This window comes from Kribbella endophytica (genome assembly GCF_054781295.1).
Map to the genome: position 1 here is coordinate 96,577 of NZ_BAAGUR010000008.1, position 18,748 is coordinate 115,324.

General features: G+C 66.6%; 20 protein-coding genes. 9 read left to right on the plus strand and 11 right to left on the minus strand.

The window, feature by feature from the left end:
* Positions 1-44: 44 nt before the first annotated feature.
* Positions 45-779 carry an SDR family NAD(P)-dependent oxidoreductase gene (locus tag ACYVIO_RS41765; RefSeq protein ID WP_460656570.1) on the minus strand — a complete coding sequence of 245 codons (735 nt, stop codon included), beginning with the start codon at positions 777-779 and terminating at the stop codon, positions 45-47.
* Between the two features lie 220 nt (positions 780-999).
* On the opposite strand from ACYVIO_RS41765, the gene ACYVIO_RS41770 reads away from it, so the two are divergent.
* Positions 1,000-1,911, plus strand: coding sequence for a LysR family transcriptional regulator (locus ACYVIO_RS41770; RefSeq protein ID WP_460656571.1), 912 nt, complete (start codon positions 1,000-1,002; stop codon positions 1,909-1,911).
* Here the strand turns inward: ACYVIO_RS41770 and ACYVIO_RS41775 are convergent.
* Entirely contained in the window at positions 1,897-2,079 is a 183-nt protein-coding gene (locus ACYVIO_RS41775) for a hypothetical protein (protein ID WP_460656572.1), read from the minus strand. The two genes, ACYVIO_RS41770 and ACYVIO_RS41775, sit on opposite strands and share 15 nt — an antisense overlap.
* Between ACYVIO_RS41775 and ACYVIO_RS41780 the strand changes: the two genes are divergently transcribed.
* Positions 1,993-2,259 carry a tyrosine-type recombinase/integrase gene (locus ACYVIO_RS41780; RefSeq protein ID WP_460656573.1) on the plus strand — a complete coding sequence of 89 codons (267 nt, stop codon included), beginning with the start codon at positions 1,993-1,995 and terminating at the stop codon, positions 2,257-2,259. The two genes, ACYVIO_RS41775 and ACYVIO_RS41780, sit on opposite strands and share 87 nt — an antisense overlap.
* Positions 2,260-2,264: 5 nt before the next feature.
* Here the strand turns inward: ACYVIO_RS41780 and ACYVIO_RS41785 are convergent, their stop codons facing one another.
* Positions 2,265-2,399 carry a hypothetical protein gene (locus ACYVIO_RS41785; protein ID WP_460656574.1) on the minus strand — a complete coding sequence of 45 codons (135 nt, stop codon included), beginning with the start codon at positions 2,397-2,399 and terminating at the stop codon, positions 2,265-2,267.
* Positions 2,400-2,893: 494 nt separating this feature from the next.
* On the opposite strand from ACYVIO_RS41785, the gene ACYVIO_RS41790 reads away from it, so the two are divergent.
* Positions 2,894-3,721 (plus strand): SigB/SigF/SigG family RNA polymerase sigma factor, encoded by an 828-nt coding sequence (locus ACYVIO_RS41790; protein ID WP_460656575.1) that lies wholly within the window; start codon positions 2,894-2,896, stop codon positions 3,719-3,721.
* A gap of 358 nt (positions 3,722-4,079) precedes the next feature.
* Here the strand turns inward: ACYVIO_RS41790 and ACYVIO_RS41795 are convergent, their stop codons facing one another.
* From ACYVIO_RS41795 to ACYVIO_RS41810, 4 genes are all read right to left on the minus strand, one after another.
* Positions 4,080-4,865 (minus strand): SDR family oxidoreductase, encoded by a 786-nt coding sequence (locus ACYVIO_RS41795; RefSeq protein ID WP_460656576.1) that lies wholly within the window; start codon positions 4,863-4,865, stop codon positions 4,080-4,082.
* Between the two features lie 44 nt (positions 4,866-4,909).
* Positions 4,910-5,518, minus strand: coding sequence for a flavodoxin family protein (locus ACYVIO_RS41800; protein WP_460656577.1), 609 nt, complete (start codon positions 5,516-5,518; stop codon positions 4,910-4,912).
* Between the two features lie 35 nt (positions 5,519-5,553).
* Positions 5,554-6,531 (minus strand): L-dopachrome tautomerase-related protein, encoded by a 978-nt coding sequence (locus ACYVIO_RS41805; protein ID WP_460656578.1) that lies wholly within the window; start codon positions 6,529-6,531, stop codon positions 5,554-5,556.
* A gap of 186 nt (positions 6,532-6,717) precedes the next feature.
* Positions 6,718-7,131: a CBS domain-containing protein gene (locus ACYVIO_RS41810; RefSeq protein WP_460656579.1), complete on the minus strand. Its 414-nt coding sequence runs from the start codon at positions 7,129-7,131 to the stop codon at positions 6,718-6,720.
* Between the two features lie 119 nt (positions 7,132-7,250).
* On the opposite strand from ACYVIO_RS41810, the gene ACYVIO_RS41815 reads away from it, so the two are divergent.
* The 4 genes from ACYVIO_RS41815 to ACYVIO_RS41830 all read left to right on the plus strand — a co-directional run bounded on the left by ACYVIO_RS41815 (position 7,251) and on the right by ACYVIO_RS41830 (position 10,016).
* Complete coding sequence (locus ACYVIO_RS41815) at positions 7,251-7,613, plus strand: hypothetical protein (protein WP_460656580.1); 363 nt, start codon at positions 7,251-7,253, stop codon at positions 7,611-7,613.
* A gap of 185 nt (positions 7,614-7,798) precedes the next feature.
* Positions 7,799-8,488 carry a GAF and ANTAR domain-containing protein gene (locus ACYVIO_RS41820; protein ID WP_460656581.1) on the plus strand — a complete coding sequence of 230 codons (690 nt, stop codon included), beginning with the start codon at positions 7,799-7,801 and terminating at the stop codon, positions 8,486-8,488.
* Between the two features lie 77 nt (positions 8,489-8,565).
* The gene (locus ACYVIO_RS41825) at positions 8,566-9,318 is read left to right on the plus strand and encodes a GAF and ANTAR domain-containing protein (protein WP_460656582.1); all 753 of its coding nucleotides are present in this window, start codon (positions 8,566-8,568) and stop codon (positions 9,316-9,318) included.
* A complete protein-coding gene (locus ACYVIO_RS41830) occupies positions 9,315-10,016 on the plus strand; it encodes a GAF and ANTAR domain-containing protein (protein ID WP_460656583.1) in 702 nt (233 codons plus the stop codon). Before ACYVIO_RS41825 ends, ACYVIO_RS41830 begins: the two co-directional genes overlap by 4 nt.
* 9 nt (positions 10,017-10,025) lie before the next feature.
* Here the strand turns inward: ACYVIO_RS41830 and ACYVIO_RS41835 are convergent, their stop codons facing one another.
* Together ACYVIO_RS41835 and ACYVIO_RS41840 are read right to left on the minus strand one after the other, a co-directional pair.
* Positions 10,026-11,096 carry a phosphotransferase gene (locus tag ACYVIO_RS41835; protein WP_460656584.1) on the minus strand — a complete coding sequence of 357 codons (1,071 nt, stop codon included), beginning with the start codon at positions 11,094-11,096 and terminating at the stop codon, positions 10,026-10,028.
* A gap of 336 nt (positions 11,097-11,432) precedes the next feature.
* Positions 11,433-12,332, minus strand: coding sequence for an alpha/beta fold hydrolase (locus ACYVIO_RS41840; protein WP_460656585.1), 900 nt, complete (start codon positions 12,330-12,332; stop codon positions 11,433-11,435).
* Positions 12,333-12,765: 433 nt separating this feature from the next.
* Between ACYVIO_RS41840 and ACYVIO_RS41845 the strand changes: the two genes are divergently transcribed.
* A complete protein-coding gene (locus ACYVIO_RS41845) occupies positions 12,766-13,092 on the plus strand; it encodes a trypco2 family protein (RefSeq protein WP_460656586.1) in 327 nt (108 codons plus the stop codon).
* A gap of 40 nt (positions 13,093-13,132) precedes the next feature.
* On the plus strand, positions 13,133-15,940 hold the full coding sequence (locus ACYVIO_RS41850; protein ID WP_460656587.1) for a trypsin-like peptidase domain-containing protein: 2,808 nt from the start codon (positions 13,133-13,135) through the stop codon (positions 15,938-15,940).
* A gap of 739 nt (positions 15,941-16,679) precedes the next feature.
* On the opposite strand, the gene ACYVIO_RS41855 is transcribed toward ACYVIO_RS41850, so the two are convergent.
* On the minus strand, positions 16,680-17,135 hold the full coding sequence (locus tag ACYVIO_RS41855) for a PPC domain-containing DNA-binding protein (RefSeq protein WP_460656588.1): 456 nt from the start codon (positions 17,133-17,135) through the stop codon (positions 16,680-16,682).
* Position 17,136: 1 nt separating this feature from the next.
* On the minus strand, positions 17,137-18,735 hold the full coding sequence (locus ACYVIO_RS41860; protein WP_460656589.1) for a hypothetical protein: 1,599 nt from the start codon (positions 18,733-18,735) through the stop codon (positions 17,137-17,139).
* Between the last annotated feature and the right edge of the window lie 13 nt (positions 18,736-18,748).

Genomic DNA, 18,748 nt, shown 5'->3' on the forward strand with positions numbered 1-18,748 from the left:
CGGGCGCCTGTCTGACTCGTTCGTGGGTGGATCCGATGCGTGGTTCAGATGGCGGTCGTGCCGCCGTCGGCGACCAGTTCCAGACCGTTGACGTAGCTGGAGTCGTTGGAGGCGAGGAACAGGGCGATGGTGGCGATTTCTTCGGGACGGCCCATCGTTCCGCGGGGGATGAGGGACTCGAATGCGGCCCTCGTTGCCTCGTCGAACAGCTCTTCCTGCTTGGCGGTGCCGACTTGGCCGGGGGTCAGAACGTTGACCCGGATCTTGCGGTCGCGCAGCTCGTTGAGCCAGACACGGGCCCAGGCCTGCTGAACGGCTTTGCTTCCCGCGTAAAGGCTCCATCCCGGGAAGGCTCCGAGAGACGCGTTGGAACCGGTCATGATGATCGAGCCGTTGTCGTTGATCAGCGGCAGAGCCTTCTGCACGGTGAACAGGGTGCCGCGCGCGTTGAGCGAGAAGGCCCGTTCGAACTGTCCCTCGGTGATCTCGCCGAGGACACCGGGTTCGCCCATCCCGGCGCTGGCCCACAGCACGTCGATCGAGCCCTTTTCCCGCTTCACGGTGTCGTACAAACGGTCCAGGTCGTCGAGATCGGACGCGTCACCCTGAACGGCGGTGACGTTGCGGCCGATCAACTTGACGGCATCGTCCAGCGCTTCCTGCCGCCGCGCCTGAATGAAGACATACGCGCCCTCCTCGACGAACAGCTTGGCCCCGGCCAGCGCCAGCCCGGTAGATCCGCCGGTGATCACCGCGACCTTGCCATCGAGCTTTCCCACGGTCACTCCTTTGAATTGATGGGTCTCCGAAACGAAAACGGAAAAGCCCGAATTTTGATGTGCTCATCCTGGTGTTGGGCCCTGCTATCAAATACCGATCCCAAATTCTTGTAACGAATTCTCCCGGCCTGATAAACAATGCCACCGGCCTGAGCGGGTGTCCAAGACCTGTTTCAGCCGTGGTGATACCTTCGAGGCATTGCCGGACTGGGGAGGCCCAATGGATCTGGACCTGCGCAAGCTGCGCTACTTCGTCGCCGTCGCCGACAGGCTGCACTTCGGCCGCGCCGCCGATGACCTGCACATCGCGCAGCCGGCGCTCAGCCGGCAGATCCGCGCGCTGGAACAGGATCTCGGCGCTTCCCTGTTCACCAGGGACAGCCACGGCGTCACGCTGACTGACTCGGGCCGGCAGTTGCTGGACGACGCCGGTCCGCTGCTCGCCTCCGCGCACGCGGTCCGGCGCCGGGTGTCCGTGGCAGAGCGCGGCGACCAGCGGCTGGTGGTCGGCTTTCGGGTCGGCATCCCGGTCATCCCGGCGACGCGGGTGTTCGAGGTCCAGCATCCGGATGTGGTCGTGGACGTGCAGCGCATGGAATGGGACGACCAGGCCCCGATGCTGCTCGACGGCCGCGTCGACGTCGCTCTTGTGCGGCTGCCCATCGAGGAGGCCGGCCTGCGCCTGACTCCGCTCTACACCGAGCCCCTCATGGTGGCGATGCCCACGGGCCACCGGCTAGCCGGCAAGGATGAGGTCACCGAGGCCGACCTGGCCGGTGAGCCGCTGATCTGGCACGCCGACCCGAGCACGCAGCCCACCAGGCGCCCACACCCCGACTCCGGACTCCGGGTACGCGGCGTGGAGGAGAAGCTTGAGCACGTCGCGGCCGGCCGTGGCATCTCGTTCGTGGGGCGCTCGGAGACCGTGTTCTTCTCACGGCCGGACATCAGCTACGTTCCCGTCCCGGACCTGGCACCCGACCAGGTATTCGTCGCGATGGCGGCGTCGCGCACCTCGCCGCTGGCCGACGACTTCTTCGCCGCGGCTCAGGCGACGGCTGAGATCACGGCAGAATGCGGGAACTACGAAATGTGGCAGCTTGCGAACGACGCCACTTCAAAGCGCGGTTGAGCAGCTCGGCTGACAACAGCCGGACCCGACCTCCAGTACCCGCATGCCCTGTTCGAGCCTGGGCTCATCCAACATTCTGGCTTGCAGACATGGCCCGCTGATCGACGACGTGATGCGCCCGGTCTCGGCACTCCGAGTGCGGACCCACGCTCGCACTTCCTGCGGCACACCGCCGCGTGTGTCTGGCTGGCTCGAGGTGTGGACCCCGCAACGGTGCAGAAGTGGTGCGGGCACGAGTCGATCGCGACCACCAAACGGTACTGTCGGCGTCGCAACTCCTCAGACGCTGGACCGGCTGCGGACCACCGGCGTCGGCAGCGTGACCGGTGCGCTGCGCCGGCGGCTTGACTAGTTCAGTGAAGGAACCCGTCCCACTTCAACTCGAACCGCGCCCCGCCCGGCACTCCGTCTTCGCCAGGCAGCTGCTCGACCGCATGGGCCAGCTCGAGCCCGACCGGGCCCGTCAGATCCGCCGCCCACGCGACCATGACCTCAGTCTCTCCCGCGCAGCTCCACCTGCATAGTTGCCCGCGGCTACGATGTCCACTCGGCCAGACCTCCGTGCGCGGTCGCGACAGCGACCAGCCATCGGCGCCGACCGCTGTCGCCGCAGGTCGCCACACTCAGTAATTCCGACCAGCTGGGCAGGCGGCAACTGCCACTAGATGCCACTGGCCTCTAGTTGCCCCGCCGTCGTGACCTTCGCCCGCTCGGCAGGTCACGACGCAACACAATCGCCGGGTCGCCGAGCCCGGTCCGCGCTCGAACCGCGCTCGGGCCGAAACCTGTCCCGAGAAAGACCGTGATAGAGCCGGCGTATAGACCGGCCGACCGCCGGGAAGCATGTCGCCGCCACGTCTGTCGTTTCAGGATTACGCCGTACATGAAGAGCTGATTGATGGGTACGGGCTCGGATGCACAGCAATGACCGCGGTCCAGGGACGAGGCCGCGCCGTGATGCAGCCCATCGCGAGGTCATCTCATGCTCACCACTGAACGACTCGACATCACATCGGTTCCCGTCAACTGCTCGTCGGCCGAGCAACGAGCCCAGCGCGACGCGGCCACGCGCGAACTGCTCAGAGCCAGAGCCAGATGCGACGACGACACCGAGCGGCAGCGGCTGCTCGAACAGGCTGTCGAACTCAACATCGAGATCGCTCGCGGTATCGCCCGCCGCTTCCGGAGCCGCGGCGCCGAGGACGATGATCTGGAACAGGTCGCCTGCCTCGGGCTCATGAAGGCCGCCAACGGTTACGACGCCGACAGCGACGTCCCGTTCATCGGGTACGCCGTACCGACCATTCGCGGTGAGGTGAAGCGCTACTTCCGCGACTGCACCTGGACCGTCCGGATCCCCCGCACCCTCCAGGAGCTCCAAGGCAAGATCGCCCGGGCACTGCCGGAGCTGACGCAGGAACTCGGTCGCGAACCGACGCTGCAGGAGATCGCGACCCACCTGCGTGTGAACCTGGAGGACATCCAGCAGGCCGAGGCCGCGCGCGGATGCTTCAACGTCCTGTCGCTGGACAGGCCTGTCAACGACGACGACCTGGTGCTCGGCGACATCGTTGCCGACGACGAGGACCCGTACCTGCGCCAACTCGAACGCGTCGACATGCTCGGCCCGGTCGTGGCCGATCTCCCACCCCGCGACCGAAGGATCCTCGAACTGCGCTTCATCGAGAACATGACTCAGGCTGACGTCGGTCGAGAACTCGGCGTCAGCCAGATGCAGGTCTCGCGGCTGCTGTCGAGAATCCTCGCCGATCTCCGGGCCCGGCTCGAGCCGGTTCAGGCCGCCGCGTGAGGCCACCCGGCCCGCCCTGTCAGGCTTCGAGCATCGAGTCCGCACAGGTCGGGCAGAGCTTGGGACCCGAGGACGGCAAGGCGCTGTTGTCGCGCCCACGAGTTGCACCCGGGCGACAAGCTCGCGTCCAAGCAACTCCTCGGTCAGCCGCGTCGACGTCTCGACGTCACTGTTTCCGCCGACCGTGGTGATCAGTTCGACCTTGAGCCCGGGCTTGGCAACGGCGAGTGCGAGCGCGAACCGTCGTCGACGTCCGATGCGGGAGCACTCATCGCCAGGTCCGTGTCGAGAATGACGCGGATCATCGGCCGGCTCGTGCCGGGCTTGCACAGCTCGGGGCTTCGGCCAGCACCACCGATTACGGGCGTCGCCAGGACGAATCCTGCAGGTGGCTCCCGGCCATCGGTCCCATTTGCAGCATTCCACCATCGGCAGCGATGCTCGCGCCGGTGACGTACGACGCCTTCGGCGAGGCCAGGAACGCGATCACCGCAGCGATCTCCCGTGCATCACCAGGACGGCCGAGCGGCACACCAGGACGGTCCTTTCCGTGCGGATCCTCATCGGTCTGGCCGGTCATCGGCGTGGCGATCTCCCCCGGCGCGACGGAATTGGCGGTGATCCCGTGCTCGCCCAGTTCGATCGCCAACGTTTTCATCAGCAGTCCGAGACCACCCTTCGCCGCGTCGTACGGCGCCGCACCCACGCGCGGTTGATGTTCGTGCACACTCGTCACAGCGATCAGCCGGCCACCGCGGCCCTGCTCGATCATCCGCCGCGCGGCCCCCTGCAGGCACAGGAAGGCACCGTCGAGATCCACGCTGATCACCTTGCGCCACTCGTCGTACTCGAGGTCGACGGCGAGCTTGCTGGTTCCCGTGCCGCTGTTGGCCACCAGTACGTCGACGCCGCCGAGGGACTCGATGAGCTCGTCGACCGCGCTCACGGCGCCCGGCAGCTGCTCCAGATCCAGCTGCCGTACTTCGGCCCGCCGTCCGGTCGCCCGAACCTCCTCCGCAGTCGCCTCAGCGCCCTCGTGATCGCTGTGCCAGGTCACGCCGACGTCGAACCCGTCCTGCGCGAGCGCCACCGCGGTGGCGCGTCCGATCCCACTGTCCGATCCAGTCACGATTGCTACAGGCATGTCTGCGCGGTACCCCCGCCGTACCGTCGAAAACTGGTAGGGCGTCAGCTGGCTGGATACTGATTCTGCTTCAGGAGGCGTGCGAGGTGGGCGGTGTTCGCCGCAAGGGTCTTTGTCGAGCTGCCAGTGGTGTCGGGCTTCGGGCCGGCGTCCTTGTAGTCGACCTTCCCCACCGCTTCACCGACCCAGTACGTCGAAGCGTTGGCGGCAACGCTGAAGCCCACATCGTTCAAGGCCTGCATCAGCTCGGCGATCACGTGGTGAGCGCCGTCCTCGTTGCCCACCACGGCCAGAGCCGCGACCTTGCCGAAGGTGAGCAACCGCCCCTGGTCGTCGCTCTCCGACAGCTCGGCGTCCAGCCGCTCCAGGACGAGTTTCGCCACGCTGGACGGCTGCCCGAGCCAGATCGGCGTCGCGATCACCAAGATGTCGGCGGCAAGGATCTTCTCCCGCAGCTGCGGCCACTCGTCGCCGTCACCTTCGTCGGTGGACACTCCGAATCGCACGTCGTGGTCGACGACCCGGATCATCTCCCCGTCGGTGTCGTGGTCGGCGAACGCCGCCAGTACCTCGCGACCGAGCAGCTCAGCACTGGACGGTGCCGGCGACTTCTTCAGCGAGCACCCGAGAACCACCGCGCGTAGCGTCGTCATGAATCCCTTTCCTGTTGACGTTTGTGGAACGCACCTCAGCCCATCAGGCGCACTGGACCGGCGTCGATCGGCGTGCGGAACAGCGCGTACGGCGGCTCGCGGAGGTCCTTTCCACCCTGGTAGTCCGCCTGGCGATGCAGCTGATTCGCGGTCAGGTACAGATACCCGTCGGCGACGGAGAGCGTGTCGGGCCACAGCAACCGCACGTCGTACAGCAACGTCTCGAGGGTCCCGTCCGGAAGACGACGCAGTACGGCGTTGTGCTCGCCGGCCGTGATGTAGAACCGGCCCATGTCGTCGGTCTCCAGACCGTCGCCGACGCCACCCTTGTCGCCCTCGTCCACGACCGTCTCGGCGACGTCGTCATCGGACACCGCCCGATCGAACAACGCCTCGGTCGACACGCTGTACCAGTGCCTGCTCGCCAACGGGCAGTACCAGAGCCGCTGCCCGTCGGCGGAAATGGCGATCCCGTCCGCGCCCATCGCGACCGCTTCGGCCGGACCGTCCCCCGGCTGCTTGAGGAAGGGCCGGCCCTCGACCATCGGGCGACACTTGTCCAAGGCAACGGCCTTCGTACTGGGATGGTCGTGCAGCCGTCGCCACGTCTCGCCGGAGTCGAGGTCGACCACGATGATCCCGTTCGGCCCCGAGTCCGAGGAATCGGTGATGTACGCCGCGCCCGCCGTGCCACGGGTCAGGTCAAACCGGACGTCGTTCAGGTACGTCGTCTCCAGCGCGGCGTCCCGCGGCATGACGATCGTGTTGACCACCTCGTCAGTGGTCAGGTCGACGCAGACCAGCTTCGGACCGCCGTACTGCGTGGGCTGGAACATCGGGCTGCCCGTGTCCAGCACCCACAACCGGTCCGCAGGGTCGACCACCACCGACTGCACCGAGACAAAGCGCCGACGTCGTCCACATCCTTCGCGGAGTTCCAGGCGCTGTCCGGATACGGCCGCTCTTCCCCACCGCGAAGCTCGACGACTGTCGCCGGCGGATGATCGCCCCACTCCGGGAAGTTGACGAACACGCGCCCGGTGCGCGACACCGTGACACCGGTCGGCATGGCTCCGTCGAACGTGTGCACCAACTCCAACTCTCCCACCGGCTCCGACGCCTTCAGGTTCCGTGGATTCCCCGCACTGCCGCTCATCGCACCTCCATCAGACTGCTGCCTCCTGGCTCGCGTGCTCAGCTCACCGGGAAATGTTCTGCACCGTGTCCCCGGTCGCCTGCTCGGACATCGCGCGGGCCACGTCGGCCTGGGCCAGCATCCCCACCAGGTCGTGACCGTCAACCACCGGAAGGCGTCGTACCTGGTGCTCGCTCATCGTCCGCATCGCTTCCTCGATGCTGTCGTCCGCGCCTATCGTCACCGGCTTGCCCTCACCGAACTGGCCGGCCAAGGCCGTCGACGGATCCCTGCCTTCAGCGACGCAGGACACGACGATGTCGCGGTCGGTCAGCATGCCCTTGAGCAGGTTGTCCTCTCCGCAGATCGGCAGCGCGCCGACGTCCAGGTCCCGCATCTTGCGTGCGGCGTCGGCCAACGTCTCCTTCACACCGACGCACTCCGCGCCGGCCGTCATCAGATCGCGTGCCTTGGTCATCATCACTCCGTCTCGCGGGTCGGCGTTCTCGGGCGTACGGCGCCCCGGTGCCCCACGCTCGCCGCCCTATGCAGCGGGCTCGATCCCGACTGAGGCGACCCGCGCCGGGTGCCGCCAGCATGTCCACCGTTCACCCCAGCGTGGTCGTTCGGCCTCTCGCGACTCCGCTCCCCCTCGGCTTCCTCGCACTGTGCATCGCGACGCAGTCGTTCTCCGCGGTCCAACTGGCCTGTGTCATCGGCTTCCTCGCCCGAGACCCCAGTCGCAGCCACGGGGCCACGGGCGTCGCCCATCTTGTGGCGTCCGACCGATGGCTGACGATCGCCGGCTGGATCGGCGTCGTACTGACCGTTGTGAGCCTGTACGCCGCACTGGCGTTCGAGCTCGAGGGAATCACCAAGCGAGCCGTGCTGCCCCTGTTCCGCTCCGACGACTCACGGCGGGCCGGCGATCAGGAGCCAGGCGTCCGCCCTCAGCTTTGACCCCGGCCGAACGGATCCTCCCGAGTGCTCAGCACTACGACGCCAACTGTTGCAAGCGGGCCCGCGACGCCACCTCCCATACCTGATGCCGCAGCAACCTGTTCGTGTGAGTTCTGCTCGGCGCAGTCGCGTGCAGACTGTAGTCACAGGTCGGCGCCCAGCCCGGCCCCTTCGAGGAGCCGATGGTGACCGAACCGAACCTCGTCGCGGTGATGAACACCGTCGCGGAAACCCTGACCTACCCGATCAAGCTGGACGAAGCCCTGGAGCGGATCACCAGCGGCGCCGCGGCCACGGTCCCCGGAATCGACCACGTCAGCATCTCGCTGACCTCTCACCACGGCCAGATCGAGACCCTCGCACCGACCGACCAGGTCGCGATCACGCTCGACGAGATCCAGTACGCCGTCGGAGAGGGCCCGTGCCTGGAGGCCGCGCTGCGTGATCCGTGGGTCCAGGTCGACGACCTGGCCGCCGATGCGCGCTGGCCGGCGTACGGCGCTCGCGCTGCCGGAGAGTTCGGGATCGGATCCCAACTGGCGTTCCAGTTCCGGGCCCAGCCGCACGCGCGAGGCGCCCTGAACCTGTACGCGAACAAGGCCCACGCGATCGACATGGACACCCGGCAGGTGGGCGCGATGTTCGCCCGGCTGGCCGCGATCGCGCTCGGCTGGTCGCGCCACGACGAGACCCTCAGCCGAGCCCTCGGCAGCCGCGAACAGATCGGCCAGGCGGTCGGCATCGTCATGGAGCGCTACAAGCTCGACCCGGACCGGGCCTTCTCGTTCCTGGCGCGCACGTCCCAGACCGCGAACGTCAAACTGCACGACGTCGCCGCCGCGCTGATCGCCGAGACCGTCAACAAGGCCCAGTAGCGCCGATCGGTGGGTGAGCGGTAGCCGGTTCGGCACCGGGTACAGGCTGTGAAGGCTCGAGCGCCGACTGTGGGAAGGTGTTCGAGCCGCTGCGTGGCGACCGACGACGGGACAACGAACAGATGACCGATCTGGACCGGACGACGCTTCTCGTACGTCTGGCGAGACTGATCGCCGACGACAGCGCGGACCTACCGCTGGAATCTCGTCTGTGCCATGCGTACCTGTCGATCCTGGGCGGCGACGGTGCCGCGATCACCCTGTCCTACAACAACACCGACCGAGTCACACTCTGCACAACCGATGATGTCGCGGCCCGGCTCGAAGACCTCCAGGAGGTGCTCGGCGAAGGCCCCGGCCCTACGGCGTACCGGACCGGGGCGATCACGGTCGCCGACCTGCGCGACGATCCCGGACCATGGCCGTTGTTCGCCGATGCCGCGCGTGACATTCCCGGTGTGGCCATGCTGTACGCCGTACCGGTCCGCCCGTGGGACGACGGCGTCATCGGCGTCCTCACGATCCATCAGGAAAGCACCGACCTGCCCGCCGACGAACCGGCACAGTTTCTCGCCAACGCGATCGGCGCAGCCCTGGTCAAAGAGCGTCCCGACGAGTCCAACCTCGAATCCGGGCCGTGGGGAGCCAGATCTGAGGTCCATCAAGCGACCGGGATGGTGGTGGCCCAGCTCCGCGTGAAGCCCGACGATGCGATCGCGCTGCTTCGAGCGCATGCTTTCTCCCACACCATGACGCTGGCCGAGGTGGCCCACGAGGTCACCAGCCGGCGCCTGAAGTTTTCCGACGACGCTGAAAGCGAGAACTCATGACTGCCTCCACCGCTTCGCAGGCGTTCGTCGATGCCGCCGCCGCGATGGTCAGCCAGCGCGACGTCGCCGACACATTGTCCCGGCTGCTGGCCGACTGCGCGAAGTTCACCGCCGCCGACGCGATCGGCGTACTGGTCAGGGACGAGCAGGGCCGTCTCGAGGTCTTGAGCGCGACCTCCCACCGAGCTGCTGAACTCGAGCTGTACCAGCTGCAGCACGACACCGGACCGTGCGTCGACGCAGCCCGTGAAGGCGTGGCGACGTCGGTCGACACCGACGCCGACATCACCGGCCGCTGGGACAAGGTCGGCGAAGCGATCATCGCCGCCGGCTTCCACGCCGTCCACGCGGTCCCGCTGCGCTGGCACGGACACCTCATCGGTGCCATGAACGCCTTCCACTCCGTCCCCGCCACCCTCGACGACGAAACCCGCCAACTGACCCAGGCCTTCGCCGACATCGCCACCGTCGCCATCGTCCAGACCACAGATCTGACCGACAACCAGCTCGAGGAACGGATCCGCACCGCGTTGGCCGGACGAACCGTGATCGAGCAGGCCAAGGGAGTCCTCGCCCACACGAGCAACCTCGACATGGCCGCCGCCTACCAGCACCTCGTCCAGCACGCCTCCGACAACGCCACCACCCTGACCGGCGCAGCAACCGAGATCATTCAGCAAGCACAGCAACGCCCCTGACCAGGCGTCTCAGCCGATCAACGGATCGGTCGACAGTATCCGGTGGCACAGGGAGATCAGATGGCTGAGCGACTCCTCCCGAGGCTCTGACGGCCGGCTGCCCCGGATCCGTCGGACGTTCGGGTCCAGCCAGGCTTCAATCGTGCCGAGCACGACGTGCCACCGCAGGCCGACGGCCAGCCGGAACGCGGTCCCGACATCGGCCCCGACGTCGATCCCGTTGCTCTGCAGCGTGTAGACGTACGAGGAGAGCACGAGATCCTCGATCGCAGGCAGGTCGTCACCGGACGCCTCCCCGCGACGTACCGAGCCGAAGACGAGCGGCACCAGCTCGACACCGAACGGTCCATGCCCGACGTTCTCCCAGTCGATCGCCGCGGTTCGCGAACCCGCCGTGGCGAACAGGTTCGATCGGACCAGATCGTGGTGCAGCGGCGTCTGACGGAACGTCGCGAGCCGCTCGATCCGTTCGACGGTCGAGGTGATGAGGGCCTCCACGCGTTGAAACCCGGGGTCGCCGAACCGGGTCGCGAGCTCCGCGGACTTCGGCGCGGACCGCAAGTCATCGAGCCGCGCCAGCACATCGTCGACCCGATGCGGCTGGCCGTGCCGCTCGGCCCAGGCATCCTCGGAATCGAACCCGAGAGGCAACGGTGTCTCGCAGGACCGAACCGCCCATTCCGCGACGTGCGCTGCGGCGAGCCCAAAGCGTTCCACCGGCCAAGCGCCCCGATGGACGTCGATGAGTTCGTCGAGCCAGATCTCGACGTGATCATCACCCAGATCGGCGCCGAGCAAGGCGGGAGCCTGCAACGCGCCCGGCGCCAGCGTCGTCAAGCCGTCCAGGTACGCCGCCGCCTCCCGTCGAGCCGCGCGAAGGCCGGCGCCCGTCGTCCGCTTGACGATCGCGGACCAGTTCGTTTCCCCACCGCCACGCAGCCGCGCCGTACCAGTTACCCGCTCGACGGACCGCCCGGCCAGGAACGGGTCGTACTCGACGACCCTGCGCCCGTCGACCTCACCCTCCAGGACCGCCGCGCCAATAGCCCTCTCGGCCACCACCGCAAGTTCGATCACCACGGCCGCGACCCTAGCGCGCCTCCGTGCAGGGTGGCAGCCTCGGGATTCGGACGGTGCAACGAGGATCGGAGCGTGCCACGGTCTCACCCCACCCGGTCGTCCACGTCCTGCTCAGGCGACTGACAATTTGCCCAAGGAACGAGCTGTCAGGCCTGCGGGGGTGTGGCTGATGACGGGTGCCAGTCCCGGTCAGCCAGCAGCCCGATCCGGTCCCGGATCGCGCAGGCGGTCTCGGCCAGCAAGTCGTTGACCTGCCGGCACAGGCGTTGCCCATGGTCGACAACGGTCGCCGGGACTCCGCCGTGGGCGGCGGATTCGCTGGCCTGCTGCCTCCGCCTACGGTTCCGCCGGCGGCGACTTCAAGAATGCGTGCAGATCCAGTACTGCGAGAGCAGTGGCCGCGGGTGCGTCGAACGGCTGGTTGTGTCCGCTCTCGATCCGCCGGTAGTCGACAAGCCGCGGAAACCGAGCGGCGTGTTGCTCGCGCGGTCGGGGCTTCAGCGCAGGATCCTCCGTGGGGTCCAGAACAATCGCGGGCACCTCCACGGGCGGCAGTGCGGCCAGGAACCGCTCGTCGTCCTCGTACTGCTCGGCACCAGGTAGGAGCCCGAAGCGGTGCCGGTAGGAGTGGATCGCCACTTCCACGAAATCGGGATTGTCGAACGACGGCGCCGTTCGTTCGAAGTCCGCGTCGGCGATCGGGCGCGCCGGCGACCACTCGCGCCACAACTGGACGGTCAACTCGCGGCGGTACCGAGCGAGGCCCGCCCGGCCGCGCTCGCTGTGGAAGTAGTACTGGTACCAGTCCACGCTTTCCTCTTGCGGCGGCGCCGGCTCGGACGACGCGGCGGCGATGTCCTGGATGGAGTAGCCCCCGAGAGCCACGACACCTCCGACGAGGTCCGGCCGGAGAACCGCTGCGACGCATGCCGCGCGCCCGCCCCAGTCGTAGCCGACCAGAATCGGCGCCCGGAGTTCGAGCGTCTCGACAAGGTTCAGCACGTCCCGGCCGACCGCAGCTTGCTGCCCAGACCGGGGTGTCGAGTCCGAGACGAAGCGGGTCGCTCCGAAGCCACGCAGGTACGGCGCCAGCACGCGCGCCCCCTCGCTCGCGAGCGTTGCACCGGCTCCCTCGAAGCAATGCGGGTCGTAGGGAAACCCATGCAGGAGCACGACCGGCCAGCCGTCCTCGGGCCCTGTCGTTTCGACAGCCACGTCCAGCGGGCCGCAGCGCACGGAGACCTGGGTAAAAGTCACGAGTACGACCTTAACCACGGCCTCACGCCACAAGCTCTCCGGATCGGTCCCACAGACGGCTCGGCCAGGTTGGCGTAGAGCGCCAGTCGGTTCAGCCATTTCGCAGGCTTGCGTTTCGCGTAGAACTCGCCGGACCTCACTCATCCGCCAGATCGATGCCTTTTGCGCGACCGCATCCTCACCTCGCGACGCCGTACCACCGCACCAGCGCGGCGAGCTGACTGACCTCTGCGGCCTGATGCCACATCGCGTCAGGTCGGAAGCAGGCACGACCTACTCCTGACCGCGACACCCCAGTGGTAGAACTCGTGTCGCGCTCAAAGCTTGGATTCACGCTCGAGACTTTCTGTGTCCTTCGCGCTGCGGCCGTGCGATGGTTACCTGGGACGAGTCCGGTTCGGGGAGGGGCATTGTGGACAAAGCGGTTATTGGCTTGGCGGATGCGATCGACGCGCTTCGCACGGAGTTGATCAGCGCGATCGATACAGGGCTGGACGAGCGGATGCGGTTTTCGATCGAACCGGTTGAGCTGTCAATCCAGGTTGGAGTGACGAAGGACGCGAATGGCAAAATCGGCTGGAAAGTGATTGAGCTGGGGGGCTCCTATGAGTCGTCGACTACGCAAACGTTGACGCTGAAGCTTGCTCCGATGTGGCGGTTGCCCGATGGCACATTGACGAGGGACTTCACTGTCGCGAGCGTCGGCACGGCAGAGGAGAGCTTCGGTCAGCAGCACTGACCAACGCGACCGTACCGCGCCCGGATAGGCAGGGGACTGGATGTCCGTTGACGGAGGTGGCGTACAACGCGACCGTGTGGTGGCCGTGGTGGCGCGTTTGCGCGATGGCCGGCAGCAGGTCGGATCGGGCTACCTGATTGGGCCGCAAACGGTGGTGACCGCGCGGCACTGCACGCGGGACAAGGCGACCAATCAACATGCCGTAAACCTGACGGTGGTCTCCTCAAACGACGGGGGTAGCGCCGGTGAGTTGACCGAGGTTGTCGAGGACCCGACCCTGGACGTAGCAGTTCTCAGATTGAGGTCGCAGTTACACGATCGCGAATTACGGGCTCCGACCTATGCCCGGGTGGAGCGCGGCCGCGCGGGAATGCTGCTGGACTGTCAGGCGATCGGATACCCGCTGTTCCAGTGGGATCCGAGCACGAGGGTTCGGGGCACGAGTGAGGTGCATGGCACGATCTACCAGACCGATGGAGTCGAGTCCGGGCGACTGCTACTGCGCGAGCCGCTAATCCGATCTGTAGAGGTTGGCGGGGTGCCGGGTCCGACAGATGCCGGCTCGAGATCGCCGTGGGGTGGCCTCTCCGGCGCTGTGGTATTCCACGCCGGCAACGCGTTGGGCATTGTGGTGGAGCACCATCCCCGCCAGGGGGACGCGGCGCTGCAGATCTTGGCGTTCGAGTCGATCGCCAAGATGGCGACAACCAATGAGGACTCACGGCGAGTGGCTGAAGCGCTCGGACTACCGGCGGCTGATGCCTTTCCAGCAGCTTCGACGGTACCGGCGGAGCCGCTGAGTGACCTGGTCGAGCTGATCACGAAGAGCGATCTGCCTACCGTCGCCGAACTCAACGCCTATCAGTTGGGAACGACCCCGTCGAACTACGGCAACCAGAATAGCCACGACGACATCGACCCCTACGTCCCGCGGACCCATGGTGCCGTCGACATCCGGCTGCGAGCGGCACTCGAACCGAGCAGGCTGGTGGTTGTGACCGGTCGATCCGCGGCCGGGAAGACCCGCACTGCCTTCGAGGCTGTGCACAGCCGCTGGCCCACGGCTCGGTTGTTGGCTCCCAACCCGCTCGCTCTGAGCCGCTTAATCGCCCATCCGCGAATCAAGTTCACCAGCGACCCGATCGTGGTTTGGCTGGACGACCTGGATCGCTTCCTCACGACGAGCGACCCCCTAACCCCCTCGAACCTGATTCTGCTGACCCGCAGGCCGGGCTCAACAATCCTGGTTGCGACGCTCCGCCAAGAGGCACGCGCCCGACTCCTCGACGCCCCCGAGCCGACCAGTGGTCCACGTCAACTGCTACAGGCGGGCGCGCAGATCAACGCTGCACGCCACCTGCTTCGGGCGGCCGCGCAGATCAACCTGCAATCCATACGTGACAACCCGATTGAACGAGCCGCAGCACGAGACGCCTATCCCAACGAGGACCTGACCGATGTTGGGCTCGCCGAACGACTCGCAGGCGCCCCGATCCTTCTGGACCGGTATCACGACGCCCAACACGTTGACCCGCTGCTTCACGCTCTGCTCAGGGTTGCGATCGACTGGGCGCGGGTCGGACTGCCCGGCCCTATTGACGAGGCCGACCTCTGCACGCTGGCACTCGACGCGCTGTGGCATCTACGCCCCGATCTGGATCACACCCTGTCCGATGCCCTGATGGCGGTCAGAACAGCGCGGCGTCCGCCGGAGGGAGCCGGTCAGGTGGCGATGCTGATCACACACGCAGGCTCTGACCGGACCCGCGGCTATCGCCCCTTCGACTATCTTGTCGCCGCTGACGATGGGCAAGACGGTGCACGGCGACTGATACCAGATTCCTTCTGGGATGCGGCGTTGCGACGATGCCCCGCAGACCATGCCTCTGCGATCGGTTACACCGCCGTCCAGCGCAAACTGATCCCTCACGCAATCACTGCGTATACACAAGCCGCCGAGACCGGTGACACCGCTGCCGCGCGTAGCCTTGGCATCTTGCTCGCCAAACGGCTGGATCCGCCCGACCTCGCGAAGGCCAGCATGTGGTATCACCGTGCCGCAAAGGCAGGCGACCATCAGGCGATGAACAGCCTTGGGAACCTGCTGGCCGACCTGGATCCGCCAGACCTGACCACAGCCCGCACCTGGTACGAGCATGCCGCTGACGCTGGCCTCCCCGAAGCGATGAACAACCTGGGGAATCTGCTTGCCGCGCTGGAACCGCCAGACCTGACCACAGCCCGCACCTGGTACGAGCGCGCCGCCGACATCGGTCCCCCCGAAGCGATGTACAACCTCGGGCTCCTGCTCACCTACAGGCTAGATCCGCCCGAGCCGGCTACGGCCCGAATCTGGTTCGAGCGCGCCGCCAACGCCGGTCTCCCCGAGGCAATGAACCTCCTCGGAGAGGCACTTGCCGAGGAGGAGCCGCCTGATCTGGCCACAGCCCGCACCTGGTTCGAACGCGCGGCCGACGCCGGCTACCCCACGGCGATGAAGAATCTCGGGAACGTGCTCGTGGAACTTCATCCGCCCGACGTGGTCATGGCCCGCATCTGGTACGAGCGCGCCGCCGAGACCGGTGACCACTCAGCGATGTCCGCTCTTGCAGACTTGCTCGACAACCGGATCGATCCGCCAGACCCGACTGCCGCCACCAGTTGGCGAGACCGCTCCATCGAGTTGTATCTCGCCAGCCCCGAGTACCGCGTTCTCAATGACATGGTCAACGCCTGGGCGGCTGACTCCTCGGATACAACCGATCTGATTGCGGCTGACTCTTGGTACAAGCAGGCCGCTCGCTGGATCCGCCGGATCTGGCCGCGCCCTCCGACGGGTGCGAGCTAGCGCGCCAAGACCGATTCCGCCGCGGGGATCATCCATGCCGCCCCGCCCGACGTACACCCCGTCGACCCCGTCGAGCACGTCGCCCTCTGGCAGCCCGGCGACCTGGATGCCAGGATTCGCGAAGGCGGCTGCCATTGGTTCGGCCGAGTCCACTACCCCGACGGCCGGATCCTCTGGATCCCAGCCGGCGACCTGCGGCTCGTCGAAGCTAACCGGCATGAAGATCGGCTTTTGATGCAGAGCGGCCGGCACCGCCGTTGAGGCGTCAACCTGGCGGAGGGCCAAACACCGTCGCCGAGGACTCCGAGTTCTTCGCAAAGCCGTAGTACTGGTGGTGTCCGAGCGGCCCGTCGTACCGGCTGATGCTCCGCATGCTGGAGATCCAGAACTGCTTGCAGAACAACTTTCGCGACAAGAGATCGCGGAGATCTGTGCGCGATACGGCGCATCAAAGGTAGGTTTCGATAAGCGCTCGGCGTGTCGGCACGCCGATATCGATCAAGTGCAACCACAGGCTCGCTCCCCCACAACTTGGCGCCGTGCCCACGGGACAAGCTCGGCGACGGGCGGTCACTCGGCCGGGCCAGCCGACCGCCACATTGCCCGCACACTACGCAGCGAACTCCACGCTCCGACATCGTGGTCACCACCTCCGACAACTACCTTCGGCTTCGTCCGACCGCCGATGAAGTCGATCCGGTCATCCAGGGCTGCCTGCAATGAATCGACCGGATTTGCCTCAGAAGCGCAGTTGCGGAACACCGTAGAGCTCGCCCAGCGGCACCCGGCTCATCGCCGGTGCGGCGACCTCCACCAGGTACATCTCGGTCAGGAACTGGACTGTGGCGTTCAGCAAGTGACTCGTGTGCGCGGCGGCGGAGTGCTGCTTCAAACCGACCGAGATGTGAACATGGGGCAGCACGTCTCCCGTACCTGGATCGACAGCGAGAGTCCCACCTCCGAACGCCTCGACGCTCTCCAAGTGAACTGATGACCAGACCGGCGCCTCCGGGTCGTCCACCTTCGCGCAGGTGCCGACCAGCTCGACCTCGCGCAGCCCAGCGATGAACACCGGGATGATGGCCTGCCGGACATCATTCGCGGCGCAGAACTCCCCGAGTGCGGTGAAGAAGTCCTCCCCGTGGTCGAAGCGGACGGCAAAGGTACGGCCCATGGTCAGTTCGGCGGCGTGCAAGTCATGCTCCTTGGTTGCGGTCGAGGCTGGCGACGTAGCTGAGGGCGAGATCGAGGCCCATCGTGGAAAGCAGTCTGCTGCGAGGCTGGGCAATACCGCTGGCGCCGACCGACGACAGTTCGGTGCAGCGTTTGCTGAACCAGCGCCACGGGATGTTCAGGTAGCCGGCGAGCGCCTCCAGGCGGCGGGCTGGCGTCGGTTGGTCGATGATCGAGCGACTGGTGGCGGCCGCGGCGATGTCTCGGTACACCGCGCGGCGTGAGGGCGGGGCGCTGGCGTCGACGTACCAAAGGCCGGGAGCGCGGAGCCAGTTCGCCACGATGGCTTCGCCGCCGAGGACGAATCCTTCGACCTGACCGTGGTCGGGATCGGTGGTGACGTCGACGGTGATCTGGAACGCCTCCATCAGAGCGACGGCGAGGAGCATGAGAATGCGCTCGTACCGCGGCGACTTGGCCACCTCGTGTTCAGGGATGCAAAACGCCCTGCGATGACGCTTCAGCACCTTCGAGGTCGCACTCAAGTACTGAATCTTGTGCGTCCAGATCAACCACGAGGACGCCTCCTCGCCTCGTTGTTCCCGGCTCCAGAACAGAGGCGTCGAGGTCAGCCGGTTGAGGTTGCGCAGGATGTGGTCCGCGCAGAACCTGGAGCCCAGCCAGCGCGCCGAGAGCTCATGCAGGTCTGGCACAGCGCCGAAGGTGAGGCTGGATGACGGGAGTTCGTCGTACGGGCTCAGCTGGGTGCGGTAGTGCTCGAGCGAGTAGTCATCCGAGAGCAGGGCCGCATCGGTGTTCGTGATCATCCAGAGAATCGCGACCGTCAGGTCGTCGAGGATGTACGCCGAGGAGAGATCGCGCGTTTGGTCAGGTTCAAGCGGCTGCCGGGCGAACTGACGGCCGTCGGCAACGTGGTACCACTCCTCCCCCGCTGCGTCGGTCACCGCGATCACCGCGGACCGCTTGTCCGGCCGGACTGTCGCCGCGTCATCGAGCGATCTCACCGCGAGCCGATCGCTGCCCGTCGGTTCAGCCGGCCAGTAGAAGGCGTCGAGCTCGAGGCCCGAGAACAGGCGCCCGCTCGGCACCTCAAGTCGACCGACCGCGCCTTGGCCGAGCGAACCCTTCCCGTTCAAGCCGGCTAGGTCGAGCAATGCCGTGGTGTGGGGCGCATTGACCACGGCCGACGCAGGCTCGACCGCCGTACGACGATTTTCGAACCCCAATGCTGCGGCGTCGGGAGAATCGAGCACGCGGCACAGCGCGTCCCGAGCGTGCTTGCCCGGCCAGCTGTACCAGCCACGCTCCCAGTCGGAGATCGACTTCGCAGTGATCGCACCGACCGAGCCCGTGGCGCGCAGGATCTCTTCGTTGACGAGTTCGGCGAGGCGGGCCTGGGAGAGCGTGCCGCGCGCCTGCTTCAGCAGGAGGTTGGGCTGACGCTCTTCCCTGGTCATGACGCGCGAGCAGCCCATGGTCTCTGGTGCTCGCTGAAGGCTGCCCGTCGGTTCATAACGATAGACTGCTACAGAACGTGAGGACGTCACTACGACGTTGTCGGACGTTTGCAGGACGTCCTGCTTAGGCCAGAAACGTCCCAAAGTGTCATAGGTT